General features: G+C 54.2%; 19 protein-coding genes and 1 tRNA gene. 6 read left to right on the forward strand and 14 right to left on the reverse strand.

Features of this window, described 5'->3' with window-relative positions:
• Positions 1 to 3 precede the first annotated feature (3 nt).
• The 5 genes from phnE to F3J30_RS19740 all read right to left on the reverse strand — a co-directional run bounded on the left by phnE (position 4) and on the right by F3J30_RS19740 (position 3,727).
• Positions 4 to 783 carry a phosphonate ABC transporter, permease protein PhnE gene (gene phnE / locus F3J30_RS19720; RefSeq protein WP_014068571.1) on the reverse strand — a complete coding sequence of 260 codons (780 nt, stop codon included), beginning with the start codon at positions 781 to 783 and terminating at the stop codon, positions 4 to 6.
• Between the two features lie 126 nt (positions 784 to 909).
• Positions 910 to 1,926 (reverse strand): phosphonate ABC transporter substrate-binding protein, encoded by a 1,017-nt coding sequence (gene phnD / locus F3J30_RS19725; protein ID WP_166718296.1) that lies wholly within the window; start codon positions 1,924 to 1,926, stop codon positions 910 to 912.
• 24 nt (positions 1,927 to 1,950) lie between these two features.
• Complete coding sequence (gene phnC / locus F3J30_RS19730; RefSeq protein ID WP_014068573.1) at positions 1,951 to 2,739, reverse strand: phosphonate ABC transporter ATP-binding protein; 789 nt, start codon at positions 2,737 to 2,739, stop codon at positions 1,951 to 1,953.
• Positions 2,740 to 2,876: 137 nt separating this feature from the next.
• Positions 2,877 to 3,311, reverse strand: coding sequence for a VOC family metalloprotein YjdN (gene yjdN, locus F3J30_RS19735; protein WP_014068574.1), 435 nt, complete (start codon positions 3,309 to 3,311; stop codon positions 2,877 to 2,879).
• Between the two features lie 80 nt (positions 3,312 to 3,391).
• Positions 3,392 to 3,727, reverse strand: coding sequence for a zinc ribbon domain-containing protein YjdM (locus F3J30_RS19740; protein ID WP_166718297.1), 336 nt, complete (start codon positions 3,725 to 3,727; stop codon positions 3,392 to 3,394).
• 598 nt (positions 3,728 to 4,325) lie between these two features.
• Here F3J30_RS19740 and crfC point away from each other — a divergent pair.
• Positions 4,326 to 6,680 carry a clamp-binding protein CrfC gene (crfC, locus tag F3J30_RS19745; RefSeq protein ID WP_166718298.1) on the forward strand — a complete coding sequence of 785 codons (2,355 nt, stop codon included), beginning with the start codon at positions 4,326 to 4,328 and terminating at the stop codon, positions 6,678 to 6,680.
• Entirely contained in the window at positions 6,677 to 7,552 is an 876-nt protein-coding gene (locus tag F3J30_RS19750) for a diguanylate cyclase regulator RdcB family protein (protein ID WP_166718299.1), read from the forward strand. Before crfC ends, F3J30_RS19750 begins: the two co-directional genes overlap by 4 nt.
• A gap of 56 nt (positions 7,553 to 7,608) precedes the next feature.
• Here the strand turns inward: F3J30_RS19750 and kdgT are convergent, their stop codons facing one another.
• A complete protein-coding gene (gene kdgT, locus F3J30_RS19755) occupies positions 7,609 to 8,601 on the reverse strand; it encodes a 2-keto-3-deoxygluconate transporter (protein WP_014068578.1) in 993 nt (330 codons plus the stop codon).
• 648 nt (positions 8,602 to 9,249) lie between these two features.
• Between kdgT and proP the strand changes: the two genes are divergently transcribed.
• Positions 9,250 to 10,752, forward strand: coding sequence for a glycine betaine/L-proline transporter ProP (gene proP, locus F3J30_RS19760; protein ID WP_166718300.1), 1,503 nt, complete (start codon positions 9,250 to 9,252; stop codon positions 10,750 to 10,752).
• A 39-nt stretch (positions 10,753 to 10,791) separates the two neighbouring features.
• Here the strand turns inward: proP and F3J30_RS19765 are convergent, their stop codons facing one another.
• Positions 10,792 to 11,745 (reverse strand): nickel/cobalt transporter, encoded by a 954-nt coding sequence (locus F3J30_RS19765; protein ID WP_014068580.1) that lies wholly within the window; start codon positions 11,743 to 11,745, stop codon positions 10,792 to 10,794.
• Positions 11,746 to 11,881: 136 nt separating this feature from the next.
• Positions 11,882 to 11,957: transfer RNA gene (locus F3J30_RS19770), tRNA-Phe, on the reverse strand.
• Positions 11,958 to 12,126: 169 nt separating this feature from the next.
• Here F3J30_RS19770 and F3J30_RS19775 point away from each other — a divergent pair.
• Both F3J30_RS19775 and F3J30_RS19780 read left to right on the forward strand, forming a co-directional pair.
• Complete coding sequence (locus F3J30_RS19775; protein ID WP_166718301.1) at positions 12,127 to 12,972, forward strand: AraC family transcriptional regulator; 846 nt, start codon at positions 12,127 to 12,129, stop codon at positions 12,970 to 12,972.
• 36 nt (positions 12,973 to 13,008) lie between these two features.
• Complete coding sequence (locus F3J30_RS19780; RefSeq protein WP_166718302.1) at positions 13,009 to 13,599, forward strand: LysE family translocator; 591 nt, start codon at positions 13,009 to 13,011, stop codon at positions 13,597 to 13,599.
• Here the strand turns inward: F3J30_RS19780 and F3J30_RS19785 are convergent.
• The 5 genes from F3J30_RS19785 to aspA all read right to left on the reverse strand — a co-directional run bounded on the left by F3J30_RS19785 (position 13,596) and on the right by aspA (position 19,186).
• On the reverse strand, positions 13,596 to 14,171 hold the full coding sequence (locus F3J30_RS19785) for a transcriptional regulator (protein WP_014068583.1): 576 nt from the start codon (positions 14,169 to 14,171) through the stop codon (positions 13,596 to 13,598). The genes F3J30_RS19780 and F3J30_RS19785 overlap by 4 nt on opposite strands.
• Before the next feature lie 49 nt (positions 14,172 to 14,220).
• A complete protein-coding gene (locus F3J30_RS19790; RefSeq protein WP_166718303.1) occupies positions 14,221 to 15,918 on the reverse strand; it encodes a protein-disulfide reductase DsbD in 1,698 nt (565 codons plus the stop codon).
• Positions 15,894 to 16,217, reverse strand: a complete 324-nt coding sequence (cutA, locus tag F3J30_RS19795; RefSeq protein WP_166718304.1) for a divalent cation tolerance protein CutA — start codon at positions 16,215 to 16,217, stop codon at positions 15,894 to 15,896. Before cutA ends, F3J30_RS19790 begins: the two co-directional genes overlap by 25 nt.
• Positions 16,218 to 16,330: 113 nt before the next feature.
• Positions 16,331 to 17,632: an anaerobic C4-dicarboxylate transporter gene (locus F3J30_RS19800; protein ID WP_014068586.1), complete on the reverse strand. Its 1,302-nt coding sequence runs from the start codon at positions 17,630 to 17,632 to the stop codon at positions 16,331 to 16,333.
• Between the two features lie 117 nt (positions 17,633 to 17,749).
• Positions 17,750 to 19,186, reverse strand: a complete 1,437-nt coding sequence (aspA, locus tag F3J30_RS19805) for an aspartate ammonia-lyase (RefSeq protein WP_003855923.1) — start codon at positions 19,184 to 19,186, stop codon at positions 17,750 to 17,752.
• A gap of 334 nt (positions 19,187 to 19,520) precedes the next feature.
• Between aspA and F3J30_RS19810 the strand changes: the two genes are divergently transcribed.
• Positions 19,521 to 19,985, forward strand: a complete 465-nt coding sequence (locus tag F3J30_RS19810; RefSeq protein ID WP_014068587.1) for an FxsA family protein — start codon at positions 19,521 to 19,523, stop codon at positions 19,983 to 19,985.
• 36 nt (positions 19,986 to 20,021) lie between these two features.
• On the opposite strand, the gene yjeH is transcribed toward F3J30_RS19810, so the two are convergent.
• The gene (gene yjeH, locus F3J30_RS19815) at positions 20,022 to 21,260 is read right to left on the reverse strand and encodes an L-methionine/branched-chain amino acid transporter (RefSeq protein ID WP_166718305.1); all 1,239 of its coding nucleotides are present in this window, start codon (positions 21,258 to 21,260) and stop codon (positions 20,022 to 20,024) included.
• Positions 21,261 to 21,415 lie beyond the last annotated feature (155 nt).

A 21,415-nucleotide genomic window follows, 5' to 3' on the forward strand; every position in this document is an offset into this window, starting at 1 on the left:
TTCTCAGATGAAGTGCTTACGCAAACGTTGAGAGAGGAAATCCAGCAGGCTGACGGTGATGATAATGAGCACCATCAGGGCGCAGGTTTGCTGGAACTGGAAACCGCGAATCGCTTCCCATAGCGTCACGCCAATGCCGCCTGCGCCAACCATACCCACCACGGTGGCGGAGCGGACGTTGGATTCGAAGCGGTACAGGGAATAGGAGATCAGCAGCGGCATTACCTGCGGCAGCACGCCGTAAAGAATTTCTTCGATTTTGTTGGCGCCGGTCGCGCGGATACCTTCAACCGGGCCGGGCTCGATGGCTTCAACTGCTTCCGAAAGCAGCTTGGAGAGCACGCCGGTGGTGTGAATGAACAGCGCCATTACCCCGGCAAACGGGCCAAGTCCCACGGCGACCACGAACAGCATCGCGAAGACCATTTCGTTGATGGCGCGGCAGGCGTCCATCAGGCGACGCATCGGCTGGTACACCCACCACGGCACGATGTTCTCGGCGCTCATCAGGCCAAATGGAATGGAGAGAATGACGGCAAGGGCGGTACCCCAGACGGCGATTTGCAGGGTGATGGCCATCTCGCCGAGGTAGTCCTGCCACTGGCTGAAGTCCGGCGGGAAGAAGTCGGCGGCGAAGGTTGCCATGTTGCCGGAATCTTTGAAGAGCAGCAGCGGATCCATTTCCGCGCCCTTCCAGGAGATAACGAGCACCGCCAGCAGAATGGCCCAGCTAAAGAGCGAGAACCAGCTGCGCTTTGGTGGCGGGACGGTGATGGTTTGCATGATAACTCCGTTGGTTTATGTCCCCTCACCCCGACCCTCTCCCCAAAGGGGCGAGGGGGAAAAGACCGCACTGGGCAGTCCCCTCTCCCCTATGGGGAGAGGGTTAGGGTGAGGGGTAGAAAAGCGTTACTGAACCACTTTATTCACGCTGGTCATCGCGCTCAGCGCCGCAGTCAGGCGGTCCAGGTCTTCCAGCTTGGCCTGAATTTCAGACACTTTGCTGGTCTTCTCTTCGTCCTTCAGACCTTTGTTGTCCTTCACGCCCTGCATCTCTTTAAACAGTGCCAGCTGGCGAATCGGTACCAGTTGCAGGTCGCTTGAGGCGCGGAACGGCGCCCAGCCCAGACGTTCCAGCACGGTTTTCTCTTCCGGCGTTTTGCCGTAGTTCATGAAGAAGTCGTACACCTTGTCCTTGGTGCTTTCGGAGAGGTTTTTACGCCACACGATGGGGTCGCCCGGGATCAGCGGGGACTTCCAGATAACCTTCAGCTCTTTCAGCTTGTCCGGCGCGGAGGTCTTCAGCTTGTCGAGGTTTTCGGTGTTGTTGGTGGCAACATCCACCTGCTTGTTCGCCACAGCCAGCGCGTTGGTTTCGTGGCTGGCATTGACGGTGCGCTTAAAGTCGCTGGCAGACGCATTGTTCTTGGCGAAGACGTAATAGCCAGGAACCAGGAAGCCAGAGGTAGAGTTCGGGTCGCCGTTACCAAACGTCAGATCTTTGCGTTTGGCGAGCATGTCGTTGAGGTTATTGATTGGGCTGTCTTTATTGACGATCAGCACGCTCCAGTAACCCGGGGAGCCATCTGCCGCAACGGTCTGGGCAAACACCTGGCCGTTCGCGCGATCGACCGCTTCCATCGCAGAGAGGTTGCCGTACCAGGCGATGTCCACTTTGTTAAAGCGCATCCCCTGGATGATGCCCGCGTAATCCGGGGCGAAGAAGGCGTTCACTTTGATCCCCAGTTTGGTTTCCATATCTTTCAGGAACGGTTCCCACTGAGGTTTGAGATTCTGCTGTGATTCCGTCGAAATAATGCCGAAGTTCAGTGCTTTTTCCTGTTCTTCCGCGTACGCAGGGCTTAACAGGGTGCTGATGCTGAACATGCTGGTGAAGGCCAGCGCGGCAACGGCTTTGTAGCTCATGTACTTTCCTCGGATCGGATTGGGTTATGCAGCCTGCGCGTTCTCATCGACGCGATTAATGCTGCGGTAGAGATGGTCGAAACGGTCGTTATCAAACTGATGACTTGCGCCATCAAAGAACACATGCCCCTGACGCAGCGCGACGATGCGTTCGCAGTAGCGCAGGGCGTAATCCACCTGATGCAGCGTCACCACCACGGTGATGCCGTCGTTCTGGTTAATGTCACGCAGGGTTTCCATCACGATGCGAGCGGATTCCGGGTCGAGCGAGGCAATTGGCTCATCGGCCAGGATCACTTTGGCTTTTTGCATCAGCGCACGGGCAATCGCCACGCGCTGCTGCTGGCCACCGGACAGGGTGGACACGCGCTGGTGGGCGAAATGGGCCATACCGACGCGGGTCAGCGCCTGCAACGCCTGCTGTTTCTGTGAAGGGGAAAACCAGCGCAGACAGGTACGCCAGAACGGGGTGCTGCCGAGTGCGCCAATCAGGACGTTCTCCAGCACCGTCAGGCGATTCACCAGGTTGAACTGCTGGAAGATGTAGCCTGTTTGCGCCCGGCTTTTGCGAATATCACGCGCCAGACGGCCCGCGCGCTGCACGGTGTTACCCAGCAGTTCGACGTGGCTTTCAGGGGTTTTATCGCAGGTAATAAGGCCGCTCAGGTGACGCAGAAGGGTGGATTTACCTGAACCGGATGGGCCCAGCAGTGCCACCATTTCGCCCTGCTGGACGGTCAGATCAACGGCATGAAGAGCCTTATTGTGATGAAAGGTCTTGCTCAGTTTCTCGACGCGGATGACAGTTTGCATGTGCACAGGCCTCAGAATAAATGTGGCCTCATGCTGGCGTATCAATGTGACATTTGGGTTAAGTGCAGGTTGCGGGAAGTTGAAGAGTTGAGCGGAATTTGATGACAGGCGGAGGCAGACTGCCCACCGCCACAGGTTTACTGTTGTTTGATGACGTTAATCATCCATGGCACACCGTATTTGTCGGTGACTTTACCGAAACCGTGCGCCCAGAAGGTTTCCTGCCAGGCCATTTCAACGTTGCCGCCGGCGGCCAGATTATCGAACCAGCGTTTGCCTTCCGCCACGTCCTGGGTGTCGAGGACAAGGGTAAAGCCGGCGTACTGCGCCTTACTGCCAGGCGGTAGCCCGTCGCTCATCATGATATCGCTGCCCGCGATGCGGACATTCGAGTGAGCGATTGCGGAATCCGGGAATTTCATCCCTGACGGACAGCCTTCTTCACTGTTTTCGTCTTTTGGCATTTCGCCGAAGGTGATTTTGTAGAGAACGTCTGCGCCGACGGCCTGCTGGTAGAAGGCGCTTGCCTCTGCACAGTTGCCGGCGAAAGAGATGTAGGGACTTAATGGCATATTCTTTACCTCAGGTAAGAGAAGCCCAATAAGTGTAGTTTCAGTAGGCCCGGTAAGCGAAGCGCCACCGGGCAGGTAAATCAGTTCTTTTTCACGAATTCAGATTTCAGCTTCATTGGGCCAAAACCATCAATTTTGCAGTCAATATTATGGTCGCCTTCAACCAGGCGGATATTCTTCACTTTGGTGCCAATCTTCAGCATTGAAGAGCTGCCTTTCACTTTCAGATCTTTAACGACGGTAACACTGTCGCCATCGGCCAGCAGATTACCGTTAGCATCTTTAACGATCAGCGTATCGCTATCCTGTGAAGGTTCTGCATTGTTCCATTCATGGGCGCATTCCGGGCAGATGAACATGCCATTATCTTCGTAAGTGTATTCAGAATTGCATTTCGGGCAGTGTGGGAGTTGCATGTCGGGATCCTCAAAAAAGTGCTTAACGGGCTGGAAAGTGCCAGCTAAATGACGGCATGATGCCGAAAAAGGCGGCAAGTATAGCGCAAATCCACAATCTTGTCGGTGATATTCCATAATAAAAAAAATGCAAAATTTCTGTCGGGAATGACACTTCCTGTCAGTCAGATAAGCGATTCTTACTGCATTAAGACCGTGGAAAACGTTGATGTTAAATATATCGATTATTTGATTACATCAAATTGCTACGCACCTTCATTTCGGATAAGGTTAAGCAGTAACTTGTTATTTATCCACAGTCTCTACCGCCATGCAGCAAATGGCGGCGGTGAATTACCTCTCTTTTTAGGTGGGTAAATAATGAGGATATATCCTGAAATTTCCTAAAAATGCACTACGCTTTTTATCTTTTGGTTATCTGACCAAGAGGGGAGTTTTACACGCAATACAATGATAAGAATATAATTCTGATTATCATCAATCAGTTATATTTAAATGACCATGTTTTCCACACGTGATCATATAAGCCGAAACAGCATAATTAAAACGAAGTGGCTTAATAAAAGTAATAAATTTGCGTTAAGGAAAGGCTTTTATCATGCACACACAGACCATTTTTGAATTAAGCCAGGAAGCGGAGCGCTTGCTCCAGCTTGCTTTGCAGAATCTTGATACGTTGAAATCAATGCCAGTAGCAATGCTGGATAGTGCGACTGCCGCTATATCTGGTGGAAATAACAACGTTTTGCCTTTGCATTTCAGCGCGCGTGGCGTCGACGCTCAGCAGGCGATGCTGAATAATGAATTACGGAAAATAACCCGTCTTGAAATGGTATTGGCAATTGTTGGAACCATGAAAGCGGGTAAGTCGACAACCATTAATGCGATTGTGGGCACGGAGGTCTTACCGAACCGCAATCGCCCGATGACGGCACTGCCCACGCTGATTCGCCATACCCCTGGCCAGAAAGAGCCTGTGCTGCATTTCAGCCATGTTGCGCCTATTGATGCCTTGATCCAGCAGCTTCAGCAAAAGCTGTGTAACTCCGATCGCGGCAAACTGACGCGTCGTCTTGAAATTGATAAAGATATGAATGCGCTCCTGGAGCGTATCGAAAAAGGCGAAGCGTTTGAAAAACACCATCTGGGTGCACAACCTATATTTCATTGCCTGAAAAACCTGAACGACCTGGTGAGGTTATCGCAGGCGCTGGGCGTTGATTTCCCGTTTACCGAATATGCCTCCATTGAACATATTCCGGTGATTGAAGTGGAGTTTGTGCATCTTGCCGGTATGGATCCCCATCTGGGGCAATTGACCCTGCTGGATACCCCGGGGCCGAATGAGGCCGGGCAGCCCCATCTGCAAAAAATGCTCAGTGAGCAACTGGCGCGCGCGTCGGCGGTGCTGGCGGTGATGGATTACACCCAGCTTAAATCGATTTCCGATCACGAGGTTCGCCAGGCGATTTCCGCGGTTGGAAAATCGGTGCCGTTGTACGCCCTGGTCAATAAGTTTGATCAGAAAGACCGCAACAGCGACGACGAAGAACAAGTCAGGGCGATGATTTCCGGCACGTTGATGAAAGGGAATATCTCACCGGGGCAGATTTACCCGGTTTCTTCAATGTGGGCCTACCTTGCAAACCGCGCGCGTTTTGAGATGACAGCAAACGGCTGCCTGCCGAATCATCAGGAGCAGCGTTGGGTGCAGGATTTTGCCGAAGCGGCGCTGGGGCGGCGCTGGCGTACGGCTGATTTGGACAATGCCGAACATATTCGCCATGCGGCGGATCTGCTGTGGGAAGACTCGCTGTTTGAGCAGCCTATTCGTAAGCTGATTTATGCCGCCTATGCTAACGCGTCACTCTTTGCCCTGCGTTCGGCCTCCCATAAGCTGTTGAACTATGCGCAAAACGCCAGGGAGTACCTCGAGTTTCGTTATCAGGGGTTGACGGTGGCTTTTGAGGCGCTGGAGCTGAACATTGCGCGCCTCGAAGAGGATATGGCACTGCTACAGACCCGGCAGAATGTGGTCAGCGATGAAGTACAACATGAGGTCGGCCAGGCGCTGTGCGCTACCGACTACTCTATTGCTCAGCAAAAACTCTGGCTGCAAACGTCGATTGAGCATGTCTTCAGCAACGGCAATATTCTTGATTTGGCGGGGATTGATTCGCGCGATTTACGCCACAAAGCCGAGGAAGGGCTGCAACAGCTGGTGCTGGAAGATGAAGGCCAGGCCCAGATTGTCCTGAGTAAAATCCGCTCTTCCTGCGAACTGATTATGCTGGATGCGCAGAGTAAAATCAGCCGGGAGCTGGCGCTGCGCTTTGATCAGCTGGAGTCCACGCTGGCACGCTCGCTCAATGAGGCGATGCGTCCTATCGAAACGCGTATTAAAGAACAGCTGAGCCACGCCGGGTTCCGCGCACGGATCAGCTTCCCGGCGTTTCAGGCAAACCAGCTGAATTTCAATACCCGCGCGCTGTTTAATGATGCGATCGCGATGGATAATCGCCCTGCGGGACAGCCATCAGCCGCGGGGAGCGTGCGTGAAACGGTTTCCCGCTGGCTGAACAATCCGGGTTGGGGCTGGGAAGATTACGTCGAGACGCGCACCCGATATGTTATCGATGTTGGGCAGCTTCATGACAAATTTAAGCAACATATTGATCAGTTTTGTGAACAAATCCGTAAAGCTTTGGCCGCGCAGGTCGATGTCTCTGTTACGGCGGGTATGGCAACGTTCTTTGCAGAATTTTCGTTATGCCTGACCGGGTTACAGGAAAGCTTGCGTGATAGCCTCGCAGTGCGTCAGCAAAATGAGCATTCGACTCGAGCGCTCAGTCAGCTGCTGAAGCAAAGCATCACTACTGCGACGTGGATTCAGGAAGATACCCGACTGTTACGCGATGATATTCAAACTCTATTCGCGGCAGAGCAACCATGACAACACAACTACTGGACGGTCCCGGGCGGACGCTGGAGTGTATTCATCCTAAATTTATGGTCGATCTGGTTCAGGGGGTGGACGCGGTGCGTCATGCCCCTTTGGGGCCGCAACAGCTGCAATTTCGTGAGCGTTTGACTCAGGAGATCATGACGCACACCCGGCTGCGGCCATGGGCGATGGCGGGAATGCTCAACGAAAATGCGGCATTGCGTCTGGGCCTGGCCGAGAAGCTGGCGGGGATGCTCGACCCGGGGCACCTGGCGTTGACGCGAATGACGGATAAACTGACCGCGCTGCGCCAGCAGACTAACCCACGTGCGCCGCAGTCGCCGGCGCTGATGCAGCAATACGACGAACTCTCATCTCATTTTCAGCAGCGCGCAAACTATAAAGAAAAAGCGTTAACGCAACGCGGCCTGACGGTGCAGGCGGGCGAGCACAGCGAACAGATTTTTACCCGCTGGCGAGCCGGGAATTATGACGGCTGGTCACTCGCCGGGCGGTGCTACATCGTGCTGGAGGAATTGCGCTGGGGGCCGTTTGGCGATGCATGTCGCCTGGCAAATGAAGATGTTGCGGAGATGCTCAAAGATAACCTGCGCAGCATGGCGGCAAACTATCTTGCACAGGGCATTAATGCTTCCCCCGCGACCCGGCATTTTTATCATCAATGGCTGACGACGCCTGCTTCTCCGGGGCTGGTTGATCACAAAGATATGCTGGGATGGCTAGGTGACTGGTGTCAGGCAGATAAACACCCGGTGAGCTGGTCGGTGACGCAGAACTGGCAAACTGTCGCCTTAGGGATGCCGAGACTCTGTTCAGCGAAACGGCTGGTGGATGCCATGGTAGAAGAGATTTTTGGCTGACGGTCTTGTTACGTACCCTCTCCACACAAGGAGAGGGTATCGTTCGCTACGGCGTATTAGTGATGCAACTCTACCGCTTTTTGTTCCACTTTCTGAGCCTCTACACTCCCGAAGCGTTTAGCGTACAGCGCGGTAATGATCGGCACCAGAATAGCCGTCACAATCACGCTGGCTGCAACCAGCGCAGTCGCTGAGGCGGCAACAGGTTCAAAGGCGGGGTTAATCTGGGCAATAATGACCGGGTTTGCAACGGCTGCCCCCGCGGCTGACGAGGCGGCAACACCTGCGGTTCCGTTTCCTCCCCCAATCACCCGGTCGGCAATAATCAGCGGGATCCCGGTGATGACGATGACAGCCACACCCAGCACAATGCCCAGCAGGCCAGTATCAAGGATAACGTTCAGGTTGATGGTATTGCCGAGCGCAAAACCAAAGAACGGGATCAGCACTGGCGTCGCTTTGCTGAAGAAATCACGCAGATCGTGGTCCAGATTGCCCAGCGCAAAACCGATCAGGAATGGCAGGATAGCGCCGACAAAGTGATGCGGTTCAAACGTCGCCAGGCCAGCGGAACCGAGGATCAGCATAGTCATGAGCGGGCCGGATTCCAGAGACATCAGGACGAAAGCGCCGGATTCTTCTTTTGTGCCGTACTGGTTCATCAGGCTGGCATATAACCCGCCGTTGGTCATGTCCATCGCCGAGACAATAGCCAGAACGGATAATCCGGCAAAGAAACCGGTCTGTACGCCATTCTCAGGAATAAACAGGGCGCAGACCATTGCGACCACCCAGGCTACCGCGATTTTAGTGAGAACCAGCGTCCCGGATTTACGCAAAACCGTCCCTGTTGCACGTAAATTAATAGAGGCGCCAATACAAAAGAACCATACCGCCAGAATCGGAACTGTACCGGTGATCATTCCTTTCGTGAAACCACCAAAATAAGCCCCGGTATTCGGCGCCAGAGTATTTAGGATCGCACCAAGCACCAGCGGGACCAGCATCATACCGCCAGGAATGCGTTCAATCGTGGCTTTAATTTTCATGTTTAACCCTCACATCTCACCCCGCGTGGTTGGCGAAAAAGGCGAAAAAATAATTCAATTAATTCAACGAATTGATGGTTTATGACAGCCGTTAATTCGTTATCCATGCAATAAATTTAAATAAGTTGCTTCCGCTTAACGTTCGACGGAAGCACTCAAAGTGTGGTGTTCGGATTTATGATGCGATCATCGGAATGATGATTCAATGAAAATAAAACAATGTTTTAGTTATCCAAATCACATATTTCGTGTAAACATTAGTATTGCTGGTTGATAATTAAAGAATCTGTAAATTTGGTGTGAAGAAATGTGGATTGTTTTTTGTTAGGGGAAAAATAATAACCCCCGCAAGGATATTTTTCTGGAGTCATCTGAAAGGGTACAGGGGAGGGATAATTGACAAATCCTGAAGGCAACTGACGAACAGGGAAAATATGTGTGAAGTTGATCACAAATATAAACGCTGGTAGGGTAAAGAGGTCATTAACTGCCCAGGCAGGCGTCAACAGGTTCGGTTGTATAGGCGTAAAACGTCAATGTAAGTAAACCTGCTACGCTTGAAGAGGACATGCGCAAGAGGCGCTCACCTGGTCCACACACTGCTGGAATTTCTGTTGTGTGGACAGGGCCAACTCTACGAGGAAAGCAATGCTTAAAAGGAAAAAAGTAAAACCCATCACCCTTCGCGATGTCACCATTATTGATGACGCGAAACTGCGTAAAGCGATCACTGCCGCCTCGCTCGGTAATGCGATGGAATGGTTCGATTTCGGTGTCTATGGCTTTGTCGCTTATGCGTTAGGTAAGGTGTTCTTCCCGGATGCCGACCCCAGCTTGCAGATGATTGCCGCGCTGGGTACGTTCTCCGTGCCGTTCCTGATCCGACCGCTTGGCGGTTTGTTCTTCGGGATGCTCGGCGATAAATACGGTCGCCAGAAAATACTCGCCATCACCATTGTGATTATGTCGATCAGTACGTTCTGTATCGGCCTGATACCGTCTTACGCCTCCATCGGCATCTGGGCACCCATTTTGCTGCTGCTCTGTAAGATGGCGCAGGGCTTCTCTGTGGGCGGTGAATACACCGGCGCGTCGATCTTCGTCGCAGAGTACTCTCCGGACAGAAAACGTGGCTTTATGGGAAGCTGGCTGGATTTCGGCTCGATTGCCGGGTTTGTGATGGGGGCGGGCGTCGTCGTTCTGATTTCGACCGTCGTGGGCGAAGATAACTTCCTGGACTGGGGCTGGCGTATTCCGTTCTTCCTGGCGCTGCCGCTGGGGATTATCGGTCTGTATCTGCGTCATGCTCTTGAAGAGACGCCAGCGTTCCAGCAGCACGTCGAAAAGCTGGAGCAGGGCGATCGTGAAGGCCTCCAGGAAGGTCCTAAAGTCTCGTTCAAAGAGATTGCGACCAAACACTGGCGCAGCCTGCTGGTCTGTATCGGGATGGTGATTTCCACCAACGTGACGTACTACATGCTGCTGACTTACATGCCGAGCTATCTGTCGCATAACCTGCACTACTCGGAAGATCACGGTGTGCTGATTATCATCGCCATCATGGTGGGGATGCTGTTTGTTCAGCCGATCATGGGGCTCATGAGCGACCGTTTTGGCCGTCGACCTTTTATCATTCTGGGCAGCGTTGCGCTGTTACTGCTGGCGATCCCGGCCTTTATCCTGATTAACAGCGATGTGCTGGGGCTGATTTTTGCCGGGCTGCTGATGCTGGCTGTGATCCTCAACTGCTTCATCGGGGTGATGGCGTCAACGTTGCCTGCCATGTTCCCGACGCATATCCGCTACAGTGCGCTGGCCGCCGCGTTTAACATTTCAGTGCTGGTTGCCGGTCTGACGCCAACGATTGCTGCTTCGCTGGTGGAAAGCACGCAGAACCTGATGATGCCGGCCTATTACCTGATGGTTATCGCGGTTATCGGCCTGATTACCGGTTTAACGATGAAGGAAACGGCGAATCTGCCGCTGAAAGGGGCTACGCCTGCGGCGTCTGACCTCCAGGAAGCGAAGGAGATCCTGCGCGAGCATCACGATAATATCGAGCAGAAGATTGAAGATATCGATGCCGAGATTGAGGCATTGCAGGCGAAGCGTTCGCGCCTGGTGGATCAGCATCCACGCATCAACGAGTAAGATAAAAAACCCGCCGATGGCGGGTTTTTCTTTATGGGGTTAGCATCCCGCTGCGATGTAATCGCCGTTGGCGCTGATGGGGATAACCGTCAGGAACAGAACCGTTGCAAACAGGATCAGCACAATCCCGCCGGCAATTTTGACCACCGGCACCAGCCAGCTCAGGGACGAATTCCCGCCAAAGTACGCGACCGTGCGCTCACGGGCATAACGTACCGCCAGTGACAGCCCCATGATCGACAGCGCAGTACCCAGCGCCATGGTCATCACCGCTGCAATACCCCAGGTCACAATCCCCAGCGCATTAGAGAACATCAAAATCATGATCGCCCCGCTGCACGGGCGCGCGCCAATCGCCAGAATCACCCCCAGGCGCGTTTTCCAGTCGCCCTGAGTCAGGTCAGCGCCTACACCGTGGTGGCCGCAGCCACAATGTTCATCGTGCTGGTGCAGGGGCTTGATGGCATTGATGGTCAGTTTTCGCGGACGCAGGCTTTTCAGCGCCTGGTAAATGACAAAGGCACCGAATGCGCCAATCAGCACCGCGCTGATTTTCTCCACATACCAGCGGCTGGTGCTGAGATCGCCGGACGCCAGGTTAAATCCGACGGCCAGAATAAAGACAAACAGGATCGCGCTAACGCCCTGCATCAGGCTGCCGAGGAAGGGGACTACCCGGGCCGCTAACTGGCTCTCTTTGTTGGTGCTGAGATAGGTGGTAACAATAAATTTGCCGTGCCCCGGGCCAATCGCGTGCAGCACGCCGTAAAAAAACGCGCCCGTCAGCAGCCATAACCCACCGCTGTACTGGTGGTTATTGAGTTGCAGCAGATACATGACAAGGTAGCGATGCAGCGTGATTTGTGTGGCGAGACACCACTGAATAAAGGCATTCCAGTGGGAATGCAGGGTAAAACCTGCCACCAGGATTGCCAGCAACATCAGCCCTGCGGTTGGGATGCGCCAGTCGTAGCTAAGGCGTTGAGTGGTCATGAGTTGGCCTGCAACGGGAGTGGACTCTGCGGGAAGTATAGCAAGTTAAGCGTGGGCAATCTTTGATGCAAATAATCAGGGGAGTGTTGGATTTCCAAAAGCAAAAACCCGCCTTTTGGGCGGGTTCTTTAAATAGTGGTGCCCGGACTCGGAATCGAACCAAGGACACGGGGATTTTCAATCCCCTGCTCTACCGACTGAGCTATCCGGGCAACGGGGCGCATTAAACCGCAATCACGCACGGTCGTCAACACTATTTCTGGAAAAGCTGTTCAACTGCTTAACTTTGCGGCAATCTGTCGGTTTGCGCGGCGAAATTGCACAAATCTTCCAGACAGGTTTGGCGCAGTATGACAATGCTGATGAGAAGAGGAGGGCAGTATGGCGAACGACTGGCTTGAGCTGCGTCAGCATTCAGACACGGGCATTGAAACGATTAAAGCGCACTTTGAAGGTCATGCGTTTGATCCACACTGGCACGATAGCTACCTGGTCGGTATTACCCTTGCCGGTACTCAGCAGTTTCACTGTCGGCGTGAGCGCCATCGTAGCCATCCCGGGGATGCGTTTTTACTGGAGCCTGGTGAGATCCACGACGGGGATGCGCCGGTAGAAGGCGGTTTTACCTATCTGACGTTTTATCTGGATGAACAGTGGCTGACGAAAACGCTGCATGGACTTTATGACACCGTACCGGGTAGTTATTCGCTGCACTTTGCCCAAACGCTGACGCGAGAGCCGCAGCTGGTGCGTTCGATTGGCGAAACGTTTACCGCGCTGCACAGCGATGAGATGAAAATTGTCCAGCAGAGCACGATGGACGGTTTGCTGGCGCAAATTACCTCGCACTGCCACTGGCGTAAAAGATTGCCCTCGCAGTTACAGAGCGCGGCGGTGGCCCATCGCGCACGCGATTACCTGTATGCTCATATTGGCGATAACATCGGGCTGTCCGATCTTGCGCGTGAAACCGGGACGGACCGGTTTACCCTGACGCGCTGTTTTAAACGCGAATTCCACCTTGCTCCGCACGCCTGGCTTATCCAGCTGCGGCTGGCAAAAGCACGCCAGTGCCTGGCGCGCGGAGAACAGCCAGTTGATGTAGCCGCGGCTCTGGGCTTTGCCGACCAAAGCCACCTCGGGCGCTGGTTCCAGCGGGCATACCGTATTTCGCCAGCCCATTACCGTCGGTTGTGCACAAACCTTCCAGACGTTTCCAGAAAATAGCGTCACATTCATGGCTCTTATAAAAAGGAGCCACCTGTGAGTCTGATCCCCTTCCTGCTGTTTGCTTTTGTTGCCTCGATAACGCCGGGGCCAACCAATATTCTGGTCCTGACCAACAGCCAGCATTTTGGTGTGAAAAATACCGTGCCCGCCATTCTGGGGGGCTGTATTGCCGCGAGTGCCATCGTGTTGATTTCAGGGGCGGGTGCAGGTGAGGTGTTGCGTCAGTATCCGTTGATCCGTCAGGTAATGAGCTGGGCCGGTGTGCTGTGGCTAAGCTGGATGAGCTGGCAGCTGTTTAGCGCGCCAGCGGCGAATCTGTCGTCGAAAAGCCCTAACCGCTTTACCGCCCAGGCAGCGGCGCTATTGCAGGTTGTTAACCCGAAAACCTGGATGATGGCGCTGGCGGTTGTCAGCCTGTTTGCCCCGGCAAGCGATAACGCACTGCGGGATATTGCCCTGATGGCGTTGTGGTTTTTGATGATCTCGATTGCGTGTCTGTTGTGCTGGGCGTGGCTTGGCAAAGCGGTGAACAGAATTTTTCGCACCACCGTGGCGATGGTGCGTTTTCAGCGGCTGATGGCGGTGTGCCTGTTGGTTTCCGCCTGGGCCGGGATGCTGGCTTAGGTTAACGCACCACCTGAGCGGCACTGCGCAAAACGCAGAATATCTTCTGCCAGACGGTGCGCCGTATCCACGTCAGCCTGGCTACGGTTCACCAGCATTCGGCTCAGACACCCTTCCAGCACCAGCTCCATCTGCCTGGCGACCATGGCGGGGTCGTCCACTTCAAGCGTGGTGAGCAGTTCGTGGGTGAAGTCATGCGCCGCCCGTTTCTGCTGATTGGCCAACTGGTGAATCGGATGTTCAGGATCGGGATAAAACGTACAGGCGGCGATAAACAGGCAGCCAGGGTAACGGTTGTTGCTCACGCATTCGGTCAGTGCGGTATAGCGCGCCAGCAGTTTTTGCTCGGCCGTCAGCTCTTCATTTAACATGAGCTGGCGGCGCCAGATATCGACCTGCTGGCTAAGGTAGCGCAGGGCGTCATAATGCAGCGCCTCTTTATCGGGCCAGAAACGCTTCAGTTCATCCAGAGGGTAATCGATACGGTCGGCTACCATCTCAAGCGTGGTGCTGGCTATCCCTTGAATCTCAAGCAATTGCAGGGCTTGTCCCAGTACGTCTTCGCGTTGCACGGTGTTCTCCTCCGTTTTTCCCAACGGTTTGTTCCGTCTAAAGTGTCGTTTACGGTTGGCGATCATGCAAATGTGCGCTAAATGCCGCGGCATCCATAAACCCGGTCACGCGTGCCGCAGGCTGCTCCTCGCCCTGTTTATTGAAAAACAGGATGGTGGGCAGGCCGAGCACGTTGAGCTGTTTCAGTAACGCCTTATCCTGCGCGTTGTTCGCCGTGACATTCGCCTGAAGCAGCACGGTCTTTTTCAGTGCACTTTGCACCTGCGGGTCGCTAAAGGTGTATTTCTCGAACTCTTTGCAGGCTACACACCAGTCGGCATAGAGATCAAGCATAACGGGCCGGCCATTCGCCTGAGCCAGGGCCGTGTTCAGCTCATCAACGTTCTTAATCTGCGTGAAGTTCAGGTGCGCCTGCGTTTGTGCGGTGGGGGCGCCAAACGCCCAGTCCTGCAATGGGCGTACGCTTATCAGTGCAGCGGCCAGCAACAGGATTTGCACCAGGCGCATCCACGGTTTTTTCGCGCCCAGGCTGGTAATAAACGCCCAGCCGAAGAACGCCACGCCCAGTATTGCCCACAGGCGCAGACCCCAGATGTCACCGATGATGCGTTCCAGCAGGAACACCGGCAGCGCCAGGATCACGAACCCAAATGCTGTTTTTACGGTTTCCATCCACGGGCCGCTCTTCGGCAGCAGGCGGTTGCCGAACACCGTCACCAGGATCAGCGGTAAACCCATACCGAGTGCGTACAGATAGAGCGTGCCGCCGCCCAGCCACATATTGCCGCTTTGCGCGATGTACAGCAGGATGGCGCTTAGTGGTGCCGTGGTGCAAGGCGAACAAATCAGCCCGGCAATCGCCCCCATCACAAACACACCGCCTGCGGAGCCGCCCTGTTGACGGTTGCTCATCAGCGTTAAGCGTGTTTGTAGCGATGACGGTAGTTGCAGCGTAAACAGGCCAAACATCGACAGCGCCAGCAGGGTAAAGATAGCCGACAAGCCGATAAGCACATACGGATGTTGCAGCGCCGCCTGGAACTGGAGCCCGGCGGCGGCGACGACAAGGCCGAGCGCAGTGTAAGTGAGCGCCATTCCCTGCACGTAGATAAAGGCCAGCAGCAGCGCCCGGGCGGTGGACAGACGTTGTTTACCGCCCAGCACAATGCCGGAAATCAGCGGGTACATCGGCAGCACGCACGGCGTGAAGGCAATGCCGATACCAATCAGCAAGGCCCAGAGTGCGGAGAACGGAAGTGCCGACCCCGATTCACTCCCGACGCTCTTCCCGGAAGGTTGAGGGGAAATGTCGGCGGCCACTTTGACTTCGCTCAGCGGCACGACTTTTGTTTCCGGCGGATAGCAGAAACCGGCATCCGCACAGCCCTGATAAATGACCGTCAGCGTGGCGCCTTTATCGGCCTGATTCACCGTCACCGGCACACTCAGGCGCTGGCGATAGATTTCACTTTTGCCGTAGAACTCGTCTTCGTGCCACTCGCCTTTGGGTAACTGAAGCGGGCCAACGTTCGCCTGGGCAGGGGTAATGCTGACCTGCTTGCGATAGAGGTAATAACCGTCTTTGACCTGCCAGGTCAGATTCAGGTCGTGCTGGTTTTGCTGAAAATCGAAGACGAACGCCTGGTCGGCGGGAATAAAGTTAGAGCGGCCGGGTGCATCGAATAACCCGGCAAAAACTGATGTGCTGCACAGCAGCAGGATCAGCGTAAGGACGCGTTGAGCCATGAGAGATAATCGTTATCGCCGTGGACCACCGGGAGTACCAGCAGTTCTGGGGTTTGGTAAGGATGATGAGACTTGAGACAATCGAGGAGCGCCTGCTGATTCGCCGTGTTGGTTTTCAGCAGCATTTGTACTTCGTACTCCTGTTCCAGTTTGCCTTCCCAGTAATACAGGGAGGTGGCACCGGGAAGGAGGGTGACGCAGGCAGCCAGTTTTTCTGCCAGCACTTTGGCGGCAAGATCCTGGGCAGAAGCTTCATCGGGAGCGGTACAAAGCACAACAACAGCGTCTGGTGTATTCACAGGTCGACCTCGTTATCGCGAAAAAAAACACTATACCATGCGAGGGCGCTGCTCATTAATGAATCGGGCCGCAGAGCGACCCGATTTTAACTATTTTTACAACCGTAAAGGATTTACAGCACGACGCCGCCGATGATAAAGCCGAGGATGACGCAAAGTGAAATCGCGACCACACCCGGGATCAGGAACGCGTGGTTAAACACATACTTACCGATACGGGTAGAGCCAGTGTCATCCATTTCAACCGCCGCCAGCAGGGTTGGATAAGTCGGCAGTACGAACAGCGCAGACACCGCCGCAAAAGAGGCAATCGCTGTCAGCGGGGTGACGCCCAGCATCAGCGCCGCCGGCATCAGTGCTTTAGTGGTTGCCGCCTGGGAGTACAGCAGCGTGGCCGCGAAGAACAGCACCACAGCCAGCAGCCACGGGTAGTTATGCAGCAGGTCACCGGCAACGGTCTGGATATCCGCGATATGCGCTTTCACGAAAGTATCACCAAGCCAGGCCACACCCAGTACGCACACGCAGGCGCTCATACCAGACTTAAAGGTGCTGGCATTCAGCACTTCGCCGGTGTCGATTTTACAGGTGATGCTAATCAGCGTGGCGATGGTCAGCATGAACACCACAATGGCTTCGTTACGTGGCAGAACCGGGTTTTGAATCAGCCCCACGGTATCGCTGATGGCGGTGGCGTAGAACATCACTGCCACAATGCCGATCAGGAACAGCAGCACAGAGCGTTTCGCGTGCGGTTTCAGTTCGAAGACCTGGCTGCCGCGCAGTTTCACTTCGCCTTTTGCCAGACGCTCCTGGTAAACCGGATCGTCTTTCAGCTCGGTACCGAGGAAGTTACACAGCACGGCGGTGATCATCACCGCAATCAGCGTGACCGGAATACAGATCCCCAGCAGCGTCAGGTAGCTCACGCCCATTGGCTCCAGGATACCCGCAAAGAAGACCACGGCAGCGGAAATTGGTGAAGCGGTGATCGCTATCTGGGACGCCACCACGGCGATGGAGAGCGGGCGAGACGGGCGAATGCCTTGCTCTTTTGCCACTTCGGTAATGACCGGCAGCGTGGAGAACGCCGTGTGGCCCGTCCCGGCGAGAATGGTCATAAACCATGTCACCAGCGGGGCAAGGAAGGTAATGTATTTTGGATGGCGGCGCAGCATACGCTCCGCCAGGCTCACCAGGTAGTCCATGCCTCCCGCCACCTGCATGGCAGCGATAGCGGCAATAACAGCCATGATGATTTCGATAACGTCAAAAGGGATTGCGCCGGGTTTGATCTGAAAGATAAGGGTAAGAACAAGCACCCCAAGACCACCGGCAAAACCGATGCCGATACCCCCGAGTCGTGCTCCCAAATAAATCGCCAACAAGACGATAACGAGTTCTGCTCCAAACATAAGTGCCTTCCTTGTTTATTAACAAGTTGATATTAAATTGTTGTGTAATTGGTAACGCTTAAAAAGAAAAAAGGCACGTCACAAGTGACGTGCCTTTCGCAAGCTTAGCCTGAACTGCTATTGTTCGCTTTCATCGGTATAACGTTTCGCTTTATACGCCGGGTGCATCAGGTTTTGCGCCGAGAAAATGTCGTCCAGCTCCGCTTCAGTCAACAGACCGCGCTCCAGCACCACTTCACGCACGCTCTTACCGGTTTCAGCACAAATCTTCCCGACGATGTCGCCGTTATGGTGGCCGATGAACGGGTTGAGGTAGGTGACGATACCGATGGAGTTGTACACGTAGCCTTCACACACTTCTTTATTCGCGGTGATACCGTTAATGCATTTCTCCAGCAGGTTGTAGCACGCGTTGGTCAGGATGTGGATGGATTCAAACATCGCCTGGCCAATCACTGGCTCCATCACGTTCAGCTGTAACTGACCGGCTTCAGAGGCCATGGTCACGGTAGTGTCGTTACCAATAACTTTGAAGCAGACCTGGTTCACCACTTCTGGCACCACCGGGTTGACTTTGGCTGGCATGATAGAGGAACCCGCCTGGAGTTCTGGCAGGTTGATTTCATTCAGGCCAGCGCGCGGACCGGAAGAGAGCAGGCGCAGGTCGTTACAGATTTTGGACAGTTTCACCGCCAGACGTTTCAGCGCGCTGTGTACCATCACGTATGCGCCGCAGTCGGAGGTGGCTTCAATCAGGTCTTCAGCCGGGACAACCGGCAGGTTAGAGACTTCCGCCAGTTTCTGCACCGCCAACTGCTGATAACCGTCCGGGGTGTTCAGACGTGTACCGATGGCGGTTGCGCCCAGGTTCACTTCCAGCAGCAGTTCAGAGGTGCGCAGCAGGTTTTTGGTTTCTTCATTCAGCAGAACGTTAAACGCGTGGAATTCCTGACCGAGGGTCATTGGAACCGCGTCCTGCAACTGGGTGCGCCCCATTTTCAGGATGTCCTGGAACTCGACGGCTTTACGCTGGAAGCCATCACCCAGCTGATTGATAGCGTCGACCAGTTTCACCACGGAGGCGTACACTGCGATGCGGAAACCGGTAGGGTAGGCATCGTTGGTGGACTGGCATTTATTCACGTGGTCGTTCGGGTTGAGGTACTGGTATTCACCTTTCTGATGACCCATCAGCTCCAGGCCGATGTTTGCCAGCACTTCGTTGGTATTCATGTTGACGGAGGTACCCGCGCCGCCCTGATAGACGTCAACCGGGAACTGATCCATGCATTTGCCGTTGTTCAGCACTTCATCGCACGCGGCGATAATCGCATTTGCAGCGCTTTTCGGAATGGTTTGCAGCTCTTTGTTTGCCAGTGCTGCGGCTTTCTTCACCATTACCATGCCGCGCACAAACTCAGGGATGTCGCTGATTTTGCTGTTGCTGATGTAGAAGTTTTCAATCGCTCTCAGAGTGTGAACACCGTAGTAGGCATCCGCTGGAACTTCCCTGGTACCCAACAAATCTTCTTCGATACGAATGTTGTTTAACATGTGAACCTTCTTTTCAAGCTGCCGATGGATTGTACTAAACACACAGTATTTATGTGGTTTTGAATATTTTATGACCGACGATTATTCCCTCAATCGGCCACATGCTCGAGATCATATGCTGATAATAGCGAATTGCCGTAATCTGGATCACTTATTATCGAGCCGATTACATGATAATTATTAATCTGTGAAATGAGTCACCGCTTTAATATTTCCAAAAAAAATATCCGTGCAAACTGATTGAATTTTGGCTAACCGCCTCCATCTCTTCTACACGCGAGTTGCGAACACATTCAGACAGAGGCCAGACGCCTCTGCCACACAGGAGATGCCAGTGCGCTGGATACCGTTTATTGCTTTTTTTCTCTATGTTTACATTGAGATTTCGATTTTTATCCAGGTCGCCCATGTGCTTGGCGTCCTGCTGACGTTGATCCTGGTTATCTTCACGTCGGTGATTGGTATGTCGCTGGTGCGTAATCAGGGTTTCAAAAATTTCCTGTTAATGCAGCAGAAGATGGCGGCAGGTGAAAGCCCGGCCGCGGAGATGATCAAAAGCGTGTCGCTGATTATTGCCGGCCTGCTGTTGATCCTGCCGGGGTTCTTTACCGACTTCCTGGGGCTGTTGCTGCTGTTACCGCCGGTGCAAAAGCATCTGACCATGAAGTTAATGCCTCACCTGAGCTTCAGCCGGATGCCGGGTGGTGGTTTCAGTACCGGGCCGGGCAATACGTTTGATGGTGAATACCAGCGTAAAGACGAGCAGCACGACCGGTTAGATAATAAAGACGATCGTTGATTTCATGCCCGGTGGTTTAGCGCCACCGGGCGTTATTCAGATTGAACTTCGCTTCGGCAAAAACAGCCAAAGCCCGACCAGCATCACAATGGCGTACAAACTCTTCCAGCCCACCATCGCCAGTAGCAGCAAACAGAGCACCCCACCGATAATGGCCAGTGCTTTGAAGCGGCCTTTCAGCAGCCGACAACCCGCCAGCATACACAGCAGATAGATCATGATGAAAATGCCGTTGGCATAGACGATCAACGCATCAAGATTGATATTCAGCCAGTAAATCCCCAGGGTACTCAGCACGCAACAACCCAGTACCGTGTTCAGCGCATTCAGCGGAAGCTGGCGTTTTGACAGCTGCGCGAGGCGGCTTTCCGGCTTGTACAACGCTTGCGACCATACCAGACGGGCAAAGCTCTGAATGTAAATATTGAGGCTGGCGAAGCAGGCGAGATAACCAATCACGCAGGCCACCCACAGGGCTTTGACGCCGAACAGGGTGACCACGATGCCCGGCAGCGATGCCGCTGCGGCTTTATCCTCACCAAAGGCATTAAAGTGCAGTACCAGCACGGTGCAGGCCCAGTAGACAGTGCCTGCCAGCAGCAGGCCAATCATCAGCGCGCGCGGGAAATCGCGCTCGGGTTGCTTAAATTCCGATGCCAGATGCGCGAACGCCTCCAGACCCACAAAACACCAGAACATGACCGAAAGCGCTGCGAACAGCTGTGAATGGTCGACATCGTTCACCGCCGGGAAGGGGATTTCCGCCACGGTGATGTTGCCTGCCCACCAGATAGCGGCAATCAGGGCGACAATAAGCACCGCGACCAGCGTTTGCAGATTGGCGCTGGAACTGGCCCCACGCGACCCGACCCACCAGACAATCGCCAGCGTACCTAACTCGGCAAACAACAGTTGTTCATCATGCCAGCCAAACAGCGCCTGCCCGAAGCCCGTTGCGATATGCAGCGCGGCAGGTAGCCCAACAGGGATCACCGAAAGGAAAAGCCAGCCGGTCACGCGCTCCAGGCGCGGGCCAAACGCCATGCCGACAAAATGCGCGACGCCGCCTGCGCTCGGGAAGTGTCGCCCAAGTACGGCAAAGACAATTGCGACAGGAAACACCAGCACAATCAGTACTGGCCACGCCCACTGGCTGTTATTCCCGGCGACCAGCGCCGCGAGCGCGGGCACCGCAAAAACACCTGTGCCTAACAAAGAAGTTGAGAGTAAGCCCACGCCCTGTGCCAGCCCCAACTCCTGTTTGAGTCCACTCATTGACATCGTCCTGCCACCATCCAAAGAGAGGCGATGGTAACACTTTCGCAAATTTTTTTTCGACTACCCCTTGAAGGGGTAAAAAGCTATCCCCATCTCTCAGGGCACTAGCCGGAAAACCGTGTACGGCCCGGCGTCATCCATAACTGATAATG

This window comes from Enterobacter sp. Tr-810 (genome assembly GCF_011752765.1).
Taxonomy (GTDB): domain Bacteria; phylum Pseudomonadota; class Gammaproteobacteria; order Enterobacterales; family Enterobacteriaceae; genus Enterobacter; species Enterobacter soli.

Coding starts and splice junctions, on each gene's coding strand:
- F3J30_RS19765 (WP_014068580.1), bottom strand. CDS start 11,745: ATGACCACTCAACGCCTTAGCTACGACTGGCGCATCCCAACCGCAGGG.
- proP (WP_166718300.1), top strand. CDS start 9,250: ATGCTTAAAAGGAAAAAAGTAAAACCCATCACCCTTCGCGATGTCACC.
- kdgT (WP_014068578.1), bottom strand. CDS start 8,601: ATGAAAATTAAAGCCACGATTGAACGCATTCCTGGCGGTATGATGCTG.
- phnE (WP_014068571.1), bottom strand. CDS start 783: ATGCAAACCATCACCGTCCCGCCACCAAAGCGCAGCTGGTTCTCGCTC.
- F3J30_RS19750 (WP_166718299.1), top strand. CDS start 6,677: ATGACAACACAACTACTGGACGGTCCCGGGCGGACGCTGGAGTGTATT.
- F3J30_RS19800 (WP_014068586.1), bottom strand. CDS start 17,632: ATGTTTGGAGCAGAACTCGTTATCGTCTTGTTGGCGATTTATTTGGGA.
- yjeH (WP_166718305.1), bottom strand. CDS start 21,260: ATGAGTGGACTCAAACAGGAGTTGGGGCTGGCACAGGGCGTGGGCTTA.
- yjdN (WP_014068574.1), bottom strand. CDS start 3,311: ATGCCATTAAGTCCCTACATCTCTTTCGCCGGCAACTGTGCAGAGGCA.
- aspA (WP_003855923.1), bottom strand. CDS start 19,186: ATGTTAAACAACATTCGTATCGAAGAAGATTTGTTGGGTACCAGGGAA.
- crfC (WP_166718298.1), top strand. CDS start 4,326: ATGCACACACAGACCATTTTTGAATTAAGCCAGGAAGCGGAGCGCTTG.
- F3J30_RS19790 (WP_166718303.1), bottom strand. CDS start 15,918: ATGGCTCAACGCGTCCTTACGCTGATCCTGCTGCTGTGCAGCACATCA.
- F3J30_RS19775 (WP_166718301.1), top strand. CDS start 12,127: ATGGCGAACGACTGGCTTGAGCTGCGTCAGCATTCAGACACGGGCATT.
- F3J30_RS19740 (WP_166718297.1), bottom strand. CDS start 3,727: ATGCAACTCCCACACTGCCCGAAATGCAATTCTGAATACACTTACGAA.
- phnD (WP_166718296.1), bottom strand. CDS start 1,926: ATGAGCTACAAAGCCGTTGCCGCGCTGGCCTTCACCAGCATGTTCAGC.
- phnC (WP_014068573.1), bottom strand. CDS start 2,739: ATGCAAACTGTCATCCGCGTCGAGAAACTGAGCAAGACCTTTCATCAC.